The organism is Myxococcales bacterium, assembly GCA_016717005.1.
Classification (GTDB): Bacteria; Myxococcota_A; Polyangia; order Haliangiales; family Haliangiaceae; genus UBA2376.
The window spans coordinates 937086-956397 of record JADJUF010000037.1 but is presented as its reverse complement, the minus strand read 5'-3'; the positions used below and the strand labels follow the sequence as shown (position 1 = coordinate 956397).

Annotated in this window: 11 protein-coding genes; 3 read left to right on the top strand and 8 right to left on the bottom strand. The window is 73.7% G+C overall.

Going from position 1 to position 19312, the window contains the following annotated elements; translation table 11 throughout:
• Window positions 1-234: 234 nt before the first annotated feature.
• Window positions 235-2061, bottom strand: a complete 1827-nt coding sequence (locus IPL61_27790; GenBank protein MBK9035022.1) for a hypothetical protein — start codon at window positions 2059-2061, stop codon at window positions 235-237.
• Window positions 2058-3425, bottom strand: a complete 1368-nt coding sequence (locus tag IPL61_27785; GenBank protein ID MBK9035021.1) for a sigma-54-dependent Fis family transcriptional regulator — start codon at window positions 3423-3425, stop codon at window positions 2058-2060. Before IPL61_27785 ends, IPL61_27790 begins: the two co-directional genes overlap by 4 nt.
• Before the next feature lie 256 nt (window positions 3426-3681).
• On the opposite strand from IPL61_27785, the gene IPL61_27780 reads away from it, so the two are divergent.
• Window positions 3682-4962 (top strand): hypothetical protein, encoded by a 1281-nt coding sequence (locus tag IPL61_27780; protein ID MBK9035020.1) that lies wholly within the window; start codon window positions 3682-3684, stop codon window positions 4960-4962.
• A gap of 104 nt (window positions 4963-5066) precedes the next feature.
• Here the strand turns inward: IPL61_27780 and arsH are convergent, their stop codons facing one another.
• From arsH to IPL61_27750, 6 genes are all read right to left on the bottom strand, one after another.
• A complete protein-coding gene (arsH, locus tag IPL61_27775; protein ID MBK9035019.1) occupies window positions 5067-5786 on the bottom strand; it encodes an arsenical resistance protein ArsH in 720 nt (239 codons plus the stop codon).
• A 184-nt stretch (window positions 5787-5970) separates the two neighbouring features.
• Window positions 5971-6318 carry a hypothetical protein gene (locus tag IPL61_27770; protein MBK9035018.1) on the bottom strand — a complete coding sequence of 116 codons (348 nt, stop codon included), beginning with the start codon at window positions 6316-6318 and terminating at the stop codon, window positions 5971-5973.
• A gap of 306 nt (window positions 6319-6624) precedes the next feature.
• A complete protein-coding gene (locus tag IPL61_27765; protein MBK9035017.1) occupies window positions 6625-7911 on the bottom strand; it encodes a tyrosine--tRNA ligase in 1287 nt (428 codons plus the stop codon).
• 241 nt (window positions 7912-8152) lie between these two features.
• Window positions 8153-10090, bottom strand: a complete 1938-nt coding sequence (locus IPL61_27760) for a hypothetical protein (protein ID MBK9035016.1) — start codon at window positions 10088-10090, stop codon at window positions 8153-8155.
• Window positions 10087-12207, bottom strand: a complete 2121-nt coding sequence (locus IPL61_27755; GenBank protein ID MBK9035015.1) for an ATP-binding protein — start codon at window positions 12205-12207, stop codon at window positions 10087-10089. The genes IPL61_27760 and IPL61_27755 overlap by 4 nt, the downstream gene beginning before the upstream one ends.
• A 7-nt stretch (window positions 12208-12214) precedes the next feature.
• Window positions 12215-13309 carry a hypothetical protein gene (locus IPL61_27750; protein MBK9035014.1) on the bottom strand — a complete coding sequence of 365 codons (1095 nt, stop codon included), beginning with the start codon at window positions 13307-13309 and terminating at the stop codon, window positions 12215-12217.
• Here IPL61_27750 and IPL61_27745 point away from each other — a divergent pair.
• Both IPL61_27745 and IPL61_27740 read left to right on the top strand, forming a co-directional pair.
• Window positions 13278-14549, top strand: coding sequence for a hypothetical protein (locus tag IPL61_27745; GenBank protein MBK9035013.1), 1272 nt, complete (start codon window positions 13278-13280; stop codon window positions 14547-14549). The genes IPL61_27750 and IPL61_27745 overlap by 32 nt on opposite strands.
• Window positions 14550-14560: 11 nt before the next feature.
• Window positions 14561-19297, top strand: a complete 4737-nt coding sequence (locus IPL61_27740) for a hypothetical protein (GenBank protein ID MBK9035012.1) — start codon at window positions 14561-14563, stop codon at window positions 19295-19297.
• The last annotated feature ends 15 nt before the right edge of the window (window positions 19298-19312 follow it).

Genomic DNA, 19312 nt, shown 5'->3' with positions numbered 1-19312 from the left:
GCAACAGGTGGGGTTCCGTTCCCGGGCATCCCCTCAGGTCTGCCGACCCAGCGAGAACACCACGAGCCCAAGGCCGGTCACAAGCAACACAAGGACGAGCGGGAGTCGGTAGCGAAACGCACCTGCGGCCAGGAAGTCGATAAGCAACGCTGCGAAGAACAGCACGACACCAACTCCGAGAGTAATACTAGTCATCGGCCATGTCTCCGAGCGTTACGGCGCGGCCACGAGACGTTACGCGGCCGGCAGGACGACCGAGAACGTCGAGCCCGCGGCCGGGGTCGAGCGCACGACCAGCTCGCCGCCGTGGCCGCGCACGAGCTTCTGGCAGATCGCCAGGCCCAGGCCGGTGCCGTCGGGCCGGGTCGTGAAGAACGGCTCGAACACGTGCGGCAGATCGGCGGCGGCGATGCCGGCGCCGTGGTCGATCACGTCGATCACGACCCGGTCGCCGGCGCGGCGGGTCACCAGCTCGATCGTGGCGCCGGCCGGCGACGCCTTGGCGGCGTTGTCGAGCAGGTTCCACAGCACCTGGCGCAGCCGGGTCGCGTCGATCGCGAGCGGCGGTAGATCGGCGTCGTGGGCCCGGGCCAGGTGCAGGCCGCGCTCGTCGAGCTGGGCCTCGATCGCCCGCGCGGCGTCGTCGGCGACGTCGCGCAGCGCGACGACCTCGCGGTGGAGCGCCACCGGCTTGGCGTAGTCGAGCAGCTCGCGCACGTGCTGGTCGAGCCGGCGCAGCTCGTCGAGCGCGATGTCGAAGTGCTCCATGTCGTCGGGCGGCAGCGCGACCTTGCCGCGCAGGATCTGGACGTTCAGCTGCACGCTGGTCAGCGGCGTGCGGATGTCGTGGGCGATGGCCGCGGCGAAGGCGCCGAGCGTGGCCAGGCGGCTGGCGGCCTCGAGCTCGCCGGCCAGGCGCCGCAGCTCGCACGCCGCGGCGATCCGCTCGGCCAGGAGGCCGGCCGCGCGCACGGTCTCGCGATCGCGCACGCCGCCGGTGACCTCGAGCGCGCCGAAGCGGTGCCCGCCGGCCGCGACCGGCACCGCGAGCGCGTCCTCGGGCAGCGCGGCGTCGCCCGCGGTCGCCGGACGGAACCGGGCGGTGCCGCCCGCGCTGATCGCGGTCAGCGTGGCCTCGGCGCTGGCGATCACCGCGGCGGCGTCCCCGGTCGCGGTCGCGTCGGCCGCTTCGAGCAGCTCGCGGCACTGGGCCCGCCGCGGATCGACCCCGGCCTCGAGGCGCGGCCGCAGCCGCTCGGTGACGACGAACACGCCCAGCGGGATCAGCGCGGCCAGGAGGACCAGCGTCGTGCCGACGACCGGGTAGCGGTCGCGCACCGACAGCGCGTTGAGCACCGCCGCCACGGTCAGCACCAGGCCGGTGACGAAGAACGCGACCTCGAGCGCCAGCTCGCCCATCGCGCTGCGCATCGTGAACAGGTTCGAGCGGATGATCGCCAGGCCGATCATCACGAACGACGCCAGGGCCATCACGGTCGAGTCGATCCACACCAGCTGCGCCCACAAGGTCGCGTCGATGTGGCCCCACGAGACGTAGACCACGTTCGCCGCGATCCAGCGCAGCGCCAGGGCCGCCACCACCAGCCGCGGGCCGAGCCGGTCGCCGGTGAACCGCCGCAGGTTGCGGTACTGCCACACGATCATCAGCACGGTCGTCGGGATGAAGAAGCCGAGGTTGCTCGCGAGGCTGGCCCACGCCAGGTCGGCGCCGGCCAGGAGCCCCGCGGTGGTCAGCGCCGCGGCGGCGATCGGCAGGCGCCAGCGCCACGCCAGCGGCCGGTTGAGCGGGAACGACCACGCGAACTCGAGCGTGGCCCAGGCCAGGAACGGCGACACGATCACGCACGGCGTCAGCACCGACACCTCGACCAAGGACGCGCCGAGCAGGCCCGCGACGCCGCGGAACAGCGCCATCAGCGCGTCGAGCAAGCCCAGCGCCGCGAACGCGCGGTTGTCGTGGCGGCGTGGATCAGCCCGCAGGATCAGCAGCGAGAACGCCGCACCCAGCGAGCCGATCGCGATGTGCAGGAGGCCGATCACCCGTCGTCCTCCGCGCCGGCCGGGCGCACCAGACCGTACTCGTCGATCTTGCGGTCGAGCGTGGGCCGGCTGATCTCGAGCACCGCGCACGCGCGCCGCTTGTTCCACCCGACCGCGGCCAGCACGTGCTCGACGTGGCGACGCTCGACCTCGCGCAGCGACACCAGCCCCGGCGGCGGCGCGGCGGGGAGCGCTGTCGGCGCCGCGGCCCCGAGCATCGGCAGGTGTCGGGCCTCGAGCACCTCGCCGGCCGACAGCACGACCGCGCGGGTCAGCGCGTTCTCGAGCTCGCGCACGTTGCCGGGCCACGGGTAGCGCACCAGCGCCGCCATGGTCTCGGGCGCGACCGCGCGCACCTGCTTGTGCAGCTCGCGGTTGATCCGCGCCAGCAGGCCCTCGACCAGGAGCGGGATGTCGTCGACGCGCGCGCGCAGCGGCGGCAGGTGCAGCTCGACCACGCGCAGCCGGTAGTACAGGTCCTCGCGGAACTCGCCGCGCGCGACCATCGCCGGCAGGTCGCGGTGGGTCGCGGCGATCACCCGCGCGCGCAGCGGCACCGGCCGCCCGTCGCCGACCCGCTCGAACGTGCGCTCCTGCAGCACCCGCAGGAGCTTGGCCTGCAGCTCGAGCGGCAGCTCGCCGATCTCGTCGAGGAACAGCGTGCCGGCGCCGGCCAGCTCGAACCGCCCGAGCTTGTCGCCGACCGCGCCGGTGAACGCGCCCCGGACGTGGCCGAACAGCTCGCTCTCGAGCACGCCCGGCGCGAACGCGGTGCAGTTGATCGCGACGAACGGCTTGTCGCGATCGACCGCGGCGTAGTGGATGGCCTTGGCCACCAGCTCCTTGCCGGTGCCGCTCTCGCCCAGGATCAGCACGCTGGCCTTGCTGGTCGAGACGGCGCCGATCTGCTTGTAGACCTCGCGGATCGCCGTGCTCTTGCCCAGGATGTTGCCGGCGGCGAACTGCTCGCTGTCGCGCGCCACCAGGTGCCCGAGCGTGCGCTCGGCCTCGCGCGACTCGGCGGCGCGCCGCACCACCAGCCGCAGCCGATCGACGTCGAGCGGCTTGACCAGGTACTCGTAGGCGCCGCGCTGGATCGCGGTCACCGTCGACGCCATGTCGTCGCGGGCGGTGATGACCACGACCGTCGGCGGGTGCGGCCGCGCGCGCAGCGCCGCCAGCACGTCGAGCCCGTCGGCCCCCGGCAGCCCGAGGTCGAGCAGCACGACGTCGGCGGCGCCGGCCGCCGCCAGGGCCTCGGTCCCGTCGCCCGCGGTCGCGACCCCGTAGCCCTCGCCGCCGAGGAACTTCTCGAGGCTGCGCCGGATCGAGCGATCGTCGTCGACCACCAGCACGCGGGTCACGATCGGGCCTCCACGGCGCCCAGCTCAGCAACCCGCGTGCCCACCAGCAAGTGCGCGACAACGCGGAGGCTGCTCACCCCACGAGCGTAACGAATCGTTACCGCGGGCGCGACCCCGCAGGGGCCACTCCACACCGGCCCGTCCGCCGCGGCTGTCCCCGCACGGCCGCGCCAACGCGGCCTGCTGGCGACAGATCGTCGCCCATGCCGGCCGCGCGCGCTGGTGCGCGCGACCGACCGCGGCGACACTGGGCGGAATGGACCAGCTGCGCCTGTTCGTGATCGTGTTCGCAACCATGGCCGCGGTCGCGTGCGGGGAGTCGGGCGCGCCGATCTCCGACGCCGGCAGCGACGGCGGGGGCATCGATGGCGTGGCCACGCCGATCGACGCGACCTCGCCCGACGCATCGCCGGACGCGGCCCCGTGCGGCGATGGCACCGTCGGTTCCGGCGAGCAGTGCGACCTGGGCAGCGGCAACGGCCAGCCCGGGGGCTGCTGCACCATCGACTGCCAGTTCGCGGCGGCTACCGTGACCTGCCGCGCCGCCGCCTCGAGCTGCGACGTCGCCGAGACCTGCGCCGGCGACAGCGCCGACTGTCCCGCCGACCTGTTCGCGCCCGATGACTCCCCGTGCGTCGGCAACGGCGCCAGCACGTGCAGCGCCGCGGACACCTGCCAGGCCGGCCAGTGCGGCGACAACGACGCCCCGGTCGACACCGCGTGCAGCGACGAGCCGACCTGCAACCCCGACGTCTGCACCGCCACCGGGACCTGCACCGACGTGGCCGCGGCCAGCGACGGGCTGGCGTGCGCCGAGCGCGGGGGCTCGACCTGCTGCAGCGCGCGCTGCTCGGTGATCCCGGTCGGCGGCGACTGCTCGACCTGCGTGCTGCGCGCGCGCGGGCCCCAGCGCATCACGATCATCGAGAGCCAGTCGCTCAACGTCGGCCACAACATGGACCAGCGCTGGGCCGACGTCGCGACCCCGCTCGGGCACACGGTCACGATCGCCCCGCAGACCACGCTCGATGATCTGGCCAACCTGGCCACGACCGACATCCTGATCGTGTCGTCGGGCCTCATCGATCTGCCGACCAATCGGCGGGCCACCATCGACCAGTTCGTCTCGTCTGGTCGCGGCGCGTACCTGCAGGGCGAGTACCAATCGAGCTACGCGACCAACCAGACCCTGGCCGAGATCGTCAACGCCCACGGCGGCTCGTTCACCTGGACCGGCACGGTCACGGGCTTCCAGGATCCGGTCACGGTCGTCGGCTGTCTGGCCACGACCGGCGAGGCGGCGCCGTCGTTGACCGAGTACTGGTACGCGTGCGGGGCCACCGCTAGCGGGCCCGGCGTTCGTACGATCCAGACCAACCCGGCCGGCCAGGCGATCGCGTGGTCGTTCTGCATGCCCGGCGGCGGCCTGCTCATCTCGAACACCGATCAGGACTTCATCCGCGTTCCGGCGGTGGAGGCCCCGGCGCACATGCGCAACATGCTGCTGGCGCTGGCCGACGCCCCGAGCTGCCAGTGAGCCGGAGGGCGGCGGCGGGCTGACCGCGGTCGTGCGGTCGGCGGCGGTGCGGGTGCCGCTGCGGATCGCGCCGGCCCCGAGGCGTGCCGTCGGCGCGCGCGGGGTCACTCTTTCGGGGCGACGCCGAGGGCGGGCTTGAGGGCGCCGTGGGCGCGGCGCTCCTTGTCCTCGCTGTAGCGGGTGGCGAGGAGGTCGGCGTGGTCGCGGGTCAGGAGCGTGAAGCGGAACAGCTCCTCCATCACGTCGACGACGCGGTCGCGGTAGCTCGACGGCTTCATCCGGCCGTCGGGGTCGAACTCGTCGAAGGCCTTGGGCACCGACGACTGGTTGGGGATCGTGAGCATGCGCATCCAGCGGCCGAGCACGCGCAGCTGGTTGACGGCGTTGAACGACTGGCTGCCGCCGCTGACCTGCAGCACCGCGAGGGTGCGGCCCTGGGTCGGGCGGACCGCGCCGTCGGCCAGCGGGATCCAGTCGATCTGGTTCTTGAACGCGGCGGTCATCGCGCCGTGCTGCTCGGGGCTGACCCACACCTGGGCCTCGGACCACAGGCTCAGCGCGCGCAGCTCGGCGACCTTGGGCAGGTCGAACGACTGGCGATCGAACACCGGCAGGCCGCTGGGATCATACGTGCGGACCTCGGCGCCGAACGCGGTCAGCACCCGGCCGCACTCCTCGGCCAGGAGCCGGCTGAAGCTGCGCGTGCGCAGCGAGCCGTACAGGATCAGCACCCGGGGCGGGTGGGTGCTGGCCGGCCGCGCCAGGCTGGCCAGGGTCGAGGCCACGGTGTGCGGCGGCAGGTCGTCGTCGATCCGATCGGACATCGCGGCGCAGGATGCCACGAGCCGTCGGCGCGGTCGTCACCGCCAGCGGTGCGCGTGGACGTGGGCATGGGTCTGGACCCTGGTCGTCGGCACGGTCGTCATCGCCCGCGCGTGGACACGGTCGGGAGCGGGTGGCTGCCGCGGCGCGATGATGACCGGGCGCAGGCGTGCCCCCAGGCGGTCGTCACCGCCAGCGGTGCGCGTGGACGTGGGGCACCCGGTGGCTGTGGGGCGCGGCGATGTGCGGATCGACCGGGTAGCGGCAGCCCATGCGCTGCGGTGGCGGCTGGGCGAAGTGCGGATCGACGAAGCGGGTCTCGATCTCCATCACGTAGATGGCCGGGCGGCAGTGGCCGTGCATGGAGGCGCCGCGCTGGGTCGGCCCGCAGTACGTGGGCGCCTGCCGCGGCGTCGCGTGCTTGTGGGGGGCAGGGATCAGCAGGGCGACCGCGATCGCGACCGCGGCGACCGCGGCGACGAGCGCGGCGGCGCGAGCGCTGGGACGCGGCAGGACGCTTGCGAACGGGGTCATGATGAAGGGACTCCGGCTGGTCGGGGAACGTTGGGTGCGAGCACGACGGCTCGCTGACGCGCCGCAGCGGACCTCGGCACGATCGAGGGCGCACAGGCACAACCACGCCGCCGCGCCCGCCATTCCCGCGTCGCCGTGGTCAACGCCGTCGATCGTCGCGGCGCCCGGCGCCTGCCCGCGGCCACTGGCGCTGAATCAGTCGACGAGGCGCCTGCCCGCGGCCACCGGCGCTGATCAGTCGACGCGGCGCCGGCGCGCGGCCCCCGGCGCTGATCAGTCGACGCGGCGCCCGGCCACCGCCGCTGATCAGCCGACGTGGACCAGCCGGTAGTTCTTCTTGCCGCTGCGCAGGAAGATGTACGACTCGGTGCCGAGGGCGCCGAGGTCGAGCTTGCGATCGCCGGCGCTCTCGCGCTGGTTGTTGACGTAGACGCCGCCGCCGGCGATCAGCCGCTTGGCCTCGCCCTTGGACGCGCACAGCTCGGCGCGCACCAGCAGGTCGATGAGCGGCAGGCCGGCCTCGACCTCGGCCCGGGTGACCGCGGTGGTGCCGACGACGCCGGCGAGCGCGGCCAGGTCGGCGTCCTTGGCGTCGGCGAGGCTGCCGCCGAACATCACCGCGGTGGCGCGCTCGGCGGTGGCGAGGCCGGCGTCGCCGTGGACCCAGCGCGTGATGTCCCGGGCCAGCTCGCGCTGGCAGTGGCGCTTGCTGTGATCGCCGTCGTGGACGGCGATGACCTCGTCGAGCTCGGGCAGCGGGCGGAACGAGAACTTCTTGAGCATCGACGGCGCCAGCGCGTCGTCGACGTTCACGAAGTACTGGAAGAACGCGTACGAGGTGGTCTGCGCCGGATCGAGCCAGACCCGCTCGCCGGTCGAGGTCTTGCCCATCTTCTGGCCGCTGGCGTCGAGCAGCAACGGCGCGGTCAGGCCCCACAGCTGCGCCGTGCCCAGGCGCCGGCCCAGCTCGCAGCCGGCGGTGATGTTGCCCCACTGATCGGAGCCGCCGACCTGCAGCCGGCACCCGTGCTGGCGCGCGAGCACGACGAAGTCCCAGGCCTGGAGCAGCATGTAGCTGAACTCGGTGTACGACAGGCCGCTGTCGCGCTCCTCGAGCCGGGACTTCACCGAGTCCTTCGCGAGCATGTAGTTGATCGTGACGTGCTTGCCGACCTCGCGCAGGAAGTCGAGGAACGACACGCCCTCGAACCAGTCGTGGTTGTTGGTGAGCACCGCGCCGGCGGGGCCGTCGTCGAAGTCGAGCAGGCGGCCGAGCTGCGCGCGCAGCCCGGCGACGTTGGCCGCGAGCGTGTCGCGGTCGAGCAGGTTGCGCTCGGCCGAGCGCCCCGACGGATCGCCGATCATCCCGGTGGCGCCGCCGACGACCGCGATCGGGCGGTGGCCGGCGAGCTGCAGGCGCCGCTGGATCACGACCGGGATCAGGTGGCCGACGTGGAGGCTGGTGGCGGTGGGATCGTGGCCGGCGTAGTGCGGCACGTTGCCGGCGGCGAACGCGGCGCCGAGCTCGTCACGGTTGGTCACGTCAGCGACGAGGCCGCGGGCCTCGAGCTCAGGCAGGATGTTGGCCGTCATGGCGGCGGCAGGGTACGTGCGCGGGTCGGGCCGCGCAATCACGCGCGGCGGCCGCGGTCGCGGCGCGCCGCCCGGCCGGCGGTTCGGCGCCAGCCGCGCGCTCACTCGCGGCGGACGCGATCGCGGCGCCGCCCGGCCGGCGGCCCCGGCCGCCCGCCGCGCGATCACTCGAGGCGGACTCGCGGCGGCCGCGATCGCGGCGCGCCGCGCTGCCGGCGGTCTCGGCCCCCGGGCCGCGCGCTCACTCGAGGCGGACGCGATCGCGCAGCGACGCCCAGGCCCCGGCCCGCGCCGAGGTGCCGAGCTCGAGCAGCGACCGGACCTCGGCCCAGGCGGGGTGCTCGACCGGCAGGATCCGCCCGGCGGCGGCGCCGGCGTAGATGCGCCCGAGCAGCGGCGCGGCGGCGGCGAGCAGCGGCGCGATCGCGGCGGCGCCGGCGTCGGTGCGGGCCCGGACCTCGGCCAGCGCGACCAGGAGCTGGCCGGCGTAGCCGTCGGTGGCCTCGAGCGCGGCGGCGATCCGCGCGGCGAGCGCCTCGTCGCCGCACGCCATCCCGGCCAGGAGCCCGAGCGCGATCGCCGCGCCCTCGTCGTCGCTGGTGAGCGCGTCGGCCAGCGCCGCCTCGAGCGCGGCCCGCGGGGCCGGCGGCGCGAGCACGCCCGGCTGCTGATCGACGTCGCGCGGCAGCGCCAGCGCCAGCAGCGGCAGGGTCTCGGGGATGCCGGTGACCAGCGCCGCGGCGCGCTCGAGCCCGAGCGGGGTCGTGAACACCGCCGCCGCCAGCGCGTCGAGCAGCGGCGAGCCCGACAGCTCGTCGTGATCCTCGACGTCGTCGAGCAGGTGCAAGAGCGCCACCGCCAGCTCGCCCAGCGTCTGGGTGTCGGAGGCGCCGGTCGCCGCGGCCACCGCGGCCCGGCGCGCCAGGTTGGGATCGTCGGGCCGGCGGGTGCGCACGCGATCGCGCTGGCCCAGATCGACCAGCGCCAGCGCCGCCGCGGCCGCGACCTCGGGCGCGGGATCGTCGAGCCGCGCCATGATCGGCTCGATCGCGCCCAGGAGCGCCAGCGCGCGGATCGACGACACCCGCACCTCGGCCCGCGAGTCCTCGATCAGCGCCGCCAGCGCCACCGCGGCGTCGTCGACCGGGAGCTGGCAGGCCAGCTCGGCCGCGAGCGCGCGATCGTCCTCGTCGCCGGCGGCCATCGCGATCACCAGCTCGGCGATCGGCACGGTGTTGGCGGACTGCACCAGGCCGTCGATGAACGCCGGCATCAGCGGCAGCTCGCCCCACAGCCGCTGCGCCATCGCGTGCCACGCGGTGAAGCCCTCGACCACCGACGGCGCGGCCGCGCCCAGCACGTGGGCCGCGTACTCGGCGTGCTCCCAGTCGGGCCGCAGCTTCATGCGCTCGATGTCCTCGCGCCCGGCGCTCTGATCGATCGCCGCCAGCTCGGCCGCGAAGCCGGCCGGCTGGCTCGCCGCCTGGATGCGCGTCACCGCGGCGCCGAGCTGGGCCTGGGCGTGCATGCGCACGCGCTCACCCTGGGCCGTGCCGCAGCGGGCGATCGGTCCGAGCGCGCCGACCAGCTGCGCCAGCAGCGGCCGCGGCGAGCCGCGATCGAGCAGGCGCACCAGCTGACCGATCACCGCCTCGCCGTCGGGCGTGTCGTGCAGGTGCGGCGCCCACGCGAGCGCGCGGCCGGCCTGCAGCAGCGCCTGGTGCACGACCTCCTCGTCGGGGCCGGGCTCCCGCAGCGCGGCCAGCGCCCGGGCGCCGGCGTCGGGCTCGAGCGACGCGACCGTCGCCGCGATCAGCGCGTCGGCGCGCGGCGACCACCGCCAGCGCGCCAGCACCGGCGGCAGCCCGTCGGCCTTGGCCAGCACCGGCGCGACGATCACCGCGGCCAGATCGTCGTGGATCGGCACGCCCACGCCGGGGCCGCACGGGCGCAGCAGCGGCGAGCCGGCGAGCCACGCCGCCAGGTCGTCGTCGGCGCCGAGGATCGCCCGGCCCTTGGGATCGAGCAGGTACGCCATCAGCCGCTCGATCGCCGCCGCCGGCGCCAGCGGCGCCAGCAGGTGCGCCTGCGCCAGCGCGGGCTGGAGCGCCAGGCGCTCGCCGTCGGGAGTCAGGAGCGCGGCGCGGCGGACCGCGGTGCGCGAGGTCAGCTCGCTCATGCCAGGAATCCCATCTCCGCGTACTCGTACTCGGCGGCGCGGGTGAGGTGGTGGTTGCGGATCGGGCTGCCCTCGGCGGCGGCGGCGGTCGCCGCGCGCACGAGCGCGTTCATGATGTTGCCGCCGGCCAGCGGGAAGCGCTTGGCCAGCGCGGCGAAGTCGACGTCGTCCGCGAGCTGCGCCTCTTTCGGCATCATCCCCAGCCACAGCTGCGTGCGCTGGTGCTCGTCGGGCGCGGGGAAGCGGACCCGGAAGCGGATGCGGCGCCGGAACGCCGGATCGATCGCGGTCTCGCTGTTGGTGGTCATGACCACGACGCCGTCGTGCGACTCGAGCCGCTGGAGCAGGTAGTTGACCTCGAGGTTGGCGTAGCGATCGTGGCTCGACTTCACCTCGGTGCGCTTCGAGAACAGCGAGTCGGCCTCGTCGAACAGCAGCATGACCTGGCCGCGCGCGGCCTCGTCGAACACCCGGCCGAGGTTCTTCTCGGTCTCGCCGATGTACTTGTTGACGACCTGCGACAGATCGATCCGGTACAGCTCGAGCCCGAGCTCCTTGGCCAGGATCGAGCAGATCATGGTCTTGCCGGTGCCGGGCGGGCCCGCGAACAGCGCCGACAGCCCGCGCCCGTACGGCAGCTTGCGATCGAAGCCCCAGTCCTTGAACACCTGGATGCTGTGCGCGGCGTAGTTCAGGAACTCGAACACCGGCGCGAGCACCTCGTCGGGCAGGATCACGTCGGGCCACTCGAGCGTCGTGCGGACGACCGTCGCCAGCGCGCCGAGGCGGTGGGCCAGGCGGCTGCGGATGACCTCGACGACGTGCTCCTCGGCGATCACGCCGCCGCGCTGGTGGACGTAGTCGAGCCGGCCCAGCTCGACCGCGGCGTCGCCGATCGCCGCGCACGACGCCGAGTAGCGCTTGACGATCGTCTCGAGGTCGGTGCCCGGCGCCAGCCGCAGCTGCGCGGGCAGGTGCCGGACCCACAGCTTGCGCTGGGTCTCGGCGCTGGGGAACGGCACCAGGAACTTCAGGATCACCCGGCCGCACCGCCCCAGCCACTCGACCGAGCGCTCGCACACGACCGCCAGCGGCACCGCGGTCGCGCGCAGGAGCGCGATCACGTGCGGCAGGATGAAGCCCTGGCCCTCGCCGTCGCCGTAGTGATCGACGCCCTCGAGGATCAGCACGCCGCGCTGCAGCCGGGCCTCGCGGATCATCGGCGCGAGCGCGTCGGTGAGCGCCTTCACCTCGACCGGCACCTCGCGCATGTCGACGATCAGCACCGGGCTGCCCAGCGCGCGCGCGGCCGCGCCGATCACCGCCTTGCGGCCGACCCCGGGCGCGCCGATGACCTCGAGCAGGTGATCGGGCCGCACCAGCGCGCGGGCGACCTCGTCGATGATCGTGCGATCGGGGATGATCAGCTCGGCCGCGGACAGCGGCGTCGCGACGAACCGCGCCAGCGTCCCCAGCACCGCGTCGCCGGGGGCGCGCAGCCCGTCGACGAAGTCGAGCACGCGCTCGGCGACGCGCAGGCGCTTGTACGCCAGCGGCGCCTCGGGCACCCAGCCCGGGCCCGACGCCAGCTCGATCAACCCCCCGGCGACCAGCGGCGCGTCGCCGGTGAACCGCAGGCGCACCTCCTCGGGCGTGTACTCGACGCCGTCGGCCACGAGCGCCACCAGGAACGCCACGTCGCTCTGGACCGCGTCGCTCTTGTCGGCGCCCGACAGGTACGGGTTGAGCGCCGCGCCGCGCTCGATCGTGGTGAGCATCGCGAACAGCTGCAGGTCGAGCGGCGTCAGGCCGAACCGCTCGCGCACCAGCTCGAGCGGCAGCTCGACCCCGAGCCGCCGGGCGTAGGTCGTGCGCGCCGCCAGCGCCGCGCGCGCGTCGGCCATCCGCTGGTCGTAGCTGGCGAGCTCGGGCGAGGCGCGCACGAGCGCGCGCCGATCGGCCGCGGTGACCTGCGCGCGGTGCGGCATCGCCCGCCGGAGCGCCGCGAGCCGCTCGACGGCGAGCCCGGTCAGCGACGCCCAGTCGGCGAGGTGCTCGCTGCTCGAGCTGTAGCCGAGGCCGTGATCGCGTTCGGCGGGGTCGACGGGGCGGATCACGGCGCGGTCATCGTAGCTCGGCCAGCGCAGCGTCGGCCATGTCGGCGAGGCGGAGAAGCCCGGCGGCGCGGCACGCGCGCGCCAGCTCCGCGACCTGGGCCCACGCCGCCGGCGGCAGCGTCGCCATCATCGCGCCCGCGACCAGCGCGTCGAGCGCCGTCGCCAGGATCGCCGCGTCGCCGCTCGCGACCGCGCCGTCGACCGCGGCCTCGAGGTGCAGCGCCTGGGTGCCCGGATCGTCGATCAGCGTCGCCTGCCGCAGGCGCGCGCGCACGGCGAGCGCCCGGCCGCGCTCCCCGGTGAGCCGCCGCGTCCGCTGCGCGGCGTCGTCGGCGGCGATCAGCGCCTGCGGTCGCTCGCCCGCGGCCGCCAGCGCGTCGGCCAGGACGCCGGCCGCGCGCGCGGCCAGCTCGTCGTCGCCGCGGGCGTCGGCGTCGGCCAGCGTGGCGGTCGCGATCGCGCGGGCCTCGTCGAGCCGGCCGCTGGCGACGAACGCGTCGAGCGCCAAGAGCTCGACCCCGCGCGCGACCGTGTCCTGGCCCGCGAGCCCAAACGCGTCCCGCGCGAACGTGAAGCAGACCGCGGCGGCGGCCGGATCGCCGTCCGCGAGCTCGACCAGGCCCAGCTCGGCCAGCGCCAGCGCCGACAGGTCCGCGCGCCCCAGCATCACCGCGCGCTGCCGGCACTGGTCGAGCGCCACCCGCGCCGGGACCAGGGATCCCGCCCGGCGGCTCGCCATCCCGCGCACAAGGTAGGCGGATGTAACGAGAGGGCGCCTGATGTGGTCTTCAAGCGCACCGGATCGCAGGAGCACCGTGTCCGCGGCCTGCTCTGCACCGGTGAACGACCCCGCCTGGACCTCGGCCAGCGCGAGCAGCAGCTCGGCCTGCAGCTCCTCCGCGAGCTGCCCGCCACTTCTAGCAAGTTCAGCAGCTTGCCGCGTCCGCAGGAGCGCGTCGGCCCGCAGCCCCACCCGGAGGTCGAGGGTGGCCAGCTCCAGCAACCGGGCCTGGGCAAGGTCGTACTCGCCGCCGCGCGCGAGGATGGCGATTTCGCTCCGGAGCCGGGCGATGGCCACCAGGTCTGCGCCGCTGGCAGTCATCGGAAACATTATAGAAACCCAGGAAGGATCGGCGCAATCCCGCCGTACTACGATGCGCCCGATGATCGCGCATCTCGACTCCCTGCGCGCCCAGCTCGCCGCGGCCGATCCGGCCGCGCGCGCGACGGCCGCGGTGCGCCTCGCGGAGGACGATCCGCTGCTCGGTCACCGCGCAGCGGTGGTGCGCGCCAACATCCACGCTGCCGGCCCCCTCGTCGAGCCGGTCGAAGATCCGGCGCTCGAGGCACGGCTGCTGCTGCGCCTGGCGTCGATCAAGATGATCGAGCTCGACTGGACCGCGGCCGACTCGGTGCTGTCGTCGGCCGGCGAGCGCATCGAGCGCACCGGCCCGCTGATGTTCGCGATCGCGGCGCGCTCGTGCCGCGTCGGGATCCGGCGGGGCGACCGCGCCGTCGCCGGCCCGACCCTGCGCGGGGCCGCGGGCGTCGTCGCCGCGCAGGCCGACGCGCGCGATCCGCTGTGGCAGCAGGCGCTGGCCGAGATCACGCTGGGCATCGCCGAGGACGTGCTCCACGACGAGCCCGGCGATCCCGCGCCGTTCGACGAGCTGCGCGCGCTCGTCGACGAGCTGCGCCATGAGCCGCGCTGGGTCGACACGGTGTTCACCGCGCGCCAGGTGCTGGCCACCGACGCGCTGGCCCGCGGCGACGCGGCCACCGCCGCCAACCAGCTGCGCGAGATCGTGCGCATCGCGACCGAGCACGCGAGCCCGGCCGACGAGATCGAGGCCCGGATCGCCCGCGCCGCGGCGCTGGCGGCGCGCGGCGACCTGGCGGGCGCCGAGGAGGCCGACCGGGTGATCCAGATCGCCCGCGATCGCGCGCTCGAGCACGGCCTCACCGACCTGCACGTCGCGGCGCTGATCGGCCAGGCCGGCCTGATGAGCCAGCGCAACAAGACCGCCGGCGCGCTCGATCGCTGCATCGAGGTCGCGCGCATCGGCGCCGCCGGCGGCGACCTCGGCCGCTACGTCGCCGCGGTCGGGCTGATGTCGCAGATCTACCAGAACCACGGCGACTACCCGTCGGCGTACCGGACGATCGCCGAGAGCTACCACGCGCTGCGCCAGGTCCAGGGCGACGGCGTCCGGCCGATGTTCGAGCGGCTCATCGAGTCGCTGCGCGACCACATGGGGCGCGCCCGCTTCACCAAGATGATCGACGACGTGAGCCGGGCGCGCCGCCTGGCCGACGAGCTCACCAGCAGCCCGAGCGCCTGAAGGAGACCACCATGGCCACCCCTGCCCCCGCCGCCGCCGGTGGAGACGCGCAAGCACTGATCGCCAAGCACGCCGCGAAGACCCAGACGGGGGCCGAGGCCGACGCCGCGATCGTGGCCAAGGTCGAGGGGCAGATCGCGAACTCGCCGATGGGCTGGCTGCAGGGCGTGCTCGGCGAGGCCGGCTCCAAGGCCGACAGCGAGAAGGGCGCGGCGCAAGAGCACGTCGACGAGATGAAGGAGGAGGTGTCCAAGAACGAGAAGGACGCCCCCGCCGACGCCGGCGCGCCGCCCAAGCCCGGGACCGCGACCAAGCCGTCGGTGCAGACCCCTGCGTCGGCCAAGGGCGGCGACAAGGGCGGGCCGGCGAAGAAGGGCGGCGGCGACGGCGGCGGCGGCAAGCAGCCTGGCAAGGCCGGCGGCAAGCCCGCGACCAAGGGCGGCGGGCCCGCGGCGGCGGGCGGCGGCGGCGGCGACATGATCGCGGCCCTGGCCGGCGGCGACGGCGACATCAGCGCCGCGCTCGACGCGTACGAGCCCAAGGCGCCCGGCACCAAGGACACGATCGCCAAGATCAAGCAGATGGGCGACGTCGCCCAGGGCTTCCAGGGCCAGATCGACACGTACATCGGCAGCGCCGGCGACGGGCTCAACGGCGCGCTGGCCCGGGCCGGCAACTGGATCGGCGAGGGCAAGAACATCGCCGCGGTCTGGAGCAACAACCCGTACAAGAAGGCCGAGGGCTTCCTCGGCTCGATCATGAAGGTGCTGTCGGCGATCAAGAGCATCGCCGGCGTGGTCGGGAGCATCTGCGGCAAGATCGGCCTGATCCTGACCGTGGTCGGTCTGCTCGGGATGATCTTCCCGCCGATCGGCGCCGCGGTGTCGGCGGTGGCGCGCATCCTCAACATCGTCGGCCTGATCTGCGACGTGATCTCGTTCGCGCTGTCGGGCGTGCTGACCGGGCTCAACGGCGTGCGCCTGGCCCAGCTGGTCGCCGCGGGCGCGTCGCCCGAGGAGAAGGCCGCCTGCGCCGATCAGATGATGAGCGAGGCCAACGACGCCGCCAGCGGCGTCATCAGCCTGGCGATGCAGTTCGGCCCGAAGTTCATGAAGGGCATGCTCGGCAAGAGCAAGGGCATCATGAACGGCCTGTTCAAGCGCGCGAAGGCGCTGATCGGCCGCGTGACCAAGGGCATCAGCGGCAACGTCAAGAACTTCGTCGACAAGGTCTTCCGCAAGCTCGGCTTCGGCGGCGTCAAGGGCCGCATCGTCAACGGCGTGTGGCAGGCCGAGAAGGGCGCGGTCGCCAAGGCCGGCGACTTCATCAAGGACAAGGCCAGCAAGGCCGCGACCTGGGCCGGCAAGACCAAGCCGGCGCAGTTCGTCAAGAACACCGCGAGCAAGGTCGCCGAGACGGTCGGCAACTCGAAGCCGGTCAAGATCGTCAAGGACGCCACGACCAAGGCCGCCGACTGGGCCAAGGACAAGGGCGCGCGGCTCAGCACCGCCGTCAAGACCAAGATCAACCAGATCAACGACGGCAAGTTCATGAGGGCGCTCGACGAGCGGGCCGCCAAGATGAACAAGTTCGCCGACAAGATCGACATCGAGCAGGGGGTCGAGAACCTCGGCAAGAAGGCCGGCTCGGTCGGCGAGAACTGGGACGCGACCAAGTCCCTGGCCAAGGGCACGCAGTCGATCGAGGACCAGACCAAGGCCTACCAGAAGAAGCTGGCCGAGGAGAACGTCGCCAACCTCGCCGAGGCGCGCGAGAAGTGGATGCGCGAGCAGGCCGCCAAGAAGCAGGCCCAGAACCTCGAGATGAAGTCCCAGGGCATCTCGAACTCGAAGGGCCGCGGCGCGGTCAAGCTCGAGGCGCGGCAGCTCGAGAAGGAGGCCAGCCAGGTCGGCGCGCTCACCAAGACCGAGGCCAAGACCGCGACCGACGCGGCCGAGAAGAGCACCAAGGACGCGACCAAGCTCGCCGACGCCAACGAGCGCATCGACGAGGAGTTCAAGGCCAAGCGCGACAAGGATCCGGCGGCGTTCGCCGACGACGCCCAGAAGGCGCGCATGCGCCGGCGCGAGCTCGAGGGCTCGCTCGCGGGCGACGAGGCCCAGCGCGACAGCCTCAAGAAGATCGCCGAGAAGGATCTCACCGCGGCCCAGACCGCCGAGCTGGCGGCGCTCGACAAGAAGCTCAAGCCGCTCGAGGAGCTCCGCAAGCAGGACGACCGCTACTACAAGGCGCTGTCGGGCGGCGCCGAGCGGCCGACCGGCCCCAGCGGCGGCGTGATCGATCAGGCCAAGTGGTACAAGGAGACCGGCGGCAAGGTCGTGTCGGGCGCGCGCGCGGCCAGCGATCTCTACAACGCCGGCGGCGCCGCGATCGACGCGATGCAGGGCGAGGACGTGTCGTTCAACGGCGCGCCCAGCAAGTGGAACATGCCGGGCGTCGGGCAGCTGGTGAAGCCCGACAAGAAGAACTGGGAGGACGCCGAGGCGTTCGACTTCAAGAACCCGCTGGCGTGGGACAAGGACGGCGCCAAGAGCAACGCCGACGAGCGCAGCAGCGCCGCCGCCAAGAAGCTGGGCGGCGCGCCGGCGCTGTCGGTGCCGGACGAGTCGAAGTCCGAGTTCCACGACTTCGTGGTCAAGAAGGCCGCGACGACGTCGATCGCCGGCACGGTGCGGTCGATGCTGGCGGGGATCAAGAAGAAGGATCCGGCCGCGACCCCGTCGACGCCGACCCCGACCCCGGTGGCGCCCGCGACCCAGAACGCCCCGGTCAGCGCCGCGCGGCAGAACGCCAACCCTGACGCGGCGCCCAGCGTGACCGCGACGCCGACGGCGACGCCGACGGCCGAGCCGGCCGCGGCGACGCCGGCCGCGGCGACGCCTGCTGGCGCGACGCCGGCCGCGGCGACGCCTGCTGGCGCGACGCCGGCCGCCGAGCCGGCCGCGGCGACGCCGGCCGAGCCCGCGGCTGACACCGGCGGCGCCGGCGGTGGTACGCCCGACGCGGGCGGCGACGGCGGCGGCGGCGAGCCGCTGCCGTACTGGCCGCACCTGCTCGCGCCCGGCGGCGAGTTCACGATGGCGATGAAGGACTTCTCCTTCATGCGCAAGATCACGATCGAGTTCAAGAAGGGGCAGGTGTCGGCCAAGCAGAAGGCCGTCGACACGCTCGCCACCTACGGCAAGTACGAGGAGTACGCCGCCAAGCGCAAGGCCGAGGCGGCGACCCACAAGGCCGACACCCAGGCCGCCGGCCAGGTGACCCAGCAGAACCAGCAGGCCGCCGGCGACGGCGCCACGCAGGCCGGGCAGGCCGACGCCAAGCAGAACGAGGGCAAGAGCGCCGCCGGCCAGAAGGCCGCGGTCGATCTACCCGAGCCCGAGAGCAAGGGCTTCTGGGGCCGGATCATCGGGCGCATCAAGCGCTGGGCCAAGAACAAGGCCGCCGAGATCTTCGGGTGGATCCAGGGCAAGATCGCCGACGTCATCCTCCGCGGCCTGTGCGGCGTGTCGATGGCGGACATGAAGGCGTACTCGGGCGCGCTGAAGAACCAGCAGGCCCGCGCCAAGGGCGTGGCCGACACCGGCGCCGAGACCTCGGACAAGGCCGGCGGCGAAGGCCGACGAGGTCAAGACGACCTCGCAGAAGGAGACCGGGGAGGCCGAGAAGTCGATCGCCGAGGCCGACACCAACCTCACCGAGGCCGACACGTTCCTGCAGGACATCAACAGCTTCGAGCAGCAGCTCAAGGCCGAGGCCGCGACCGCGAACCAGTTCATCTCGCAGATCACCGCCGAGGTGAAGCAGGCCCGCGCCGACGCCAAGGCGGCCGAGGAGAAGGCCAAGTCCGAGGCGGCGGCGGCCAAGGCGGCGCAAGAGGCCGCGGCCCAGGGCGGCGGGACCGCCGACACCGACGGCGACGGCCAGCCCGACCAGAGCGTGCAGCCCGAGCCGTCGTCGAGCGAGCCGTCGTCGAGCGAGCCGTCATCGAGCGAGCCGGCCGGCGACGAGGTCGCGGCCAGCGGCGACGAGCCGGCGCCGCCGACGAGGAGGCCGACGAGGCCCACAACGCGGCCCTGGTGCGCGACGCGGCCAGCTACGTCGCCGGCGCCGCCGACACCGGCGTCGCCCAGGTCGAGTCGAAGGTCGAGGACTACAAGAACCAGATCAAGGCCTCGACCACCAACCGCGACAAGAAGCAGACCGCGCAGCTCGAGGCCGGCAACGCCGACATCGGCGACGGCGCGACCGACATCGTCGCCGAGCTCAAGACCGAGATCAGCGGCGCCAAGACCCAGCTGCTCGAGATCGAGGGCGGCAGCGACGCCGCGGTGAGCGCGGTGACCGCGATCGCCGAGACCGTCGACAAGCAGCTCCAGCAGGCCAACGAGGCGCTCGACAAGGCGTTCCTGTCGGTCTACGAGAAGATCAAGAGCTCGGCGCGGACCACCAAGTCGGCGGCGCTCGAGGGCGTCAACGGCGTCGCGGCCCCCGTCACCAACGCGGTCCAGGGCCAGCTCGACAAGCGCGAGGGCACGGCCGACGCGGTCTGGAACACCGGCGCCGACGTGGTCGGGGCGGTCGCGAACCCGGTCGGCAACGCCGCGACCGACGCCGCCGCGTGGACGGTCAACAAGGCCGCGTGGGCCGGCGCCGGCACGATCTACGGCATGGAGCAGTACGGCGAGGCCCAGGCCCAGGGCGGCGTGCCGATGATGCCGTACTGACGCGCGGTAGAGTCG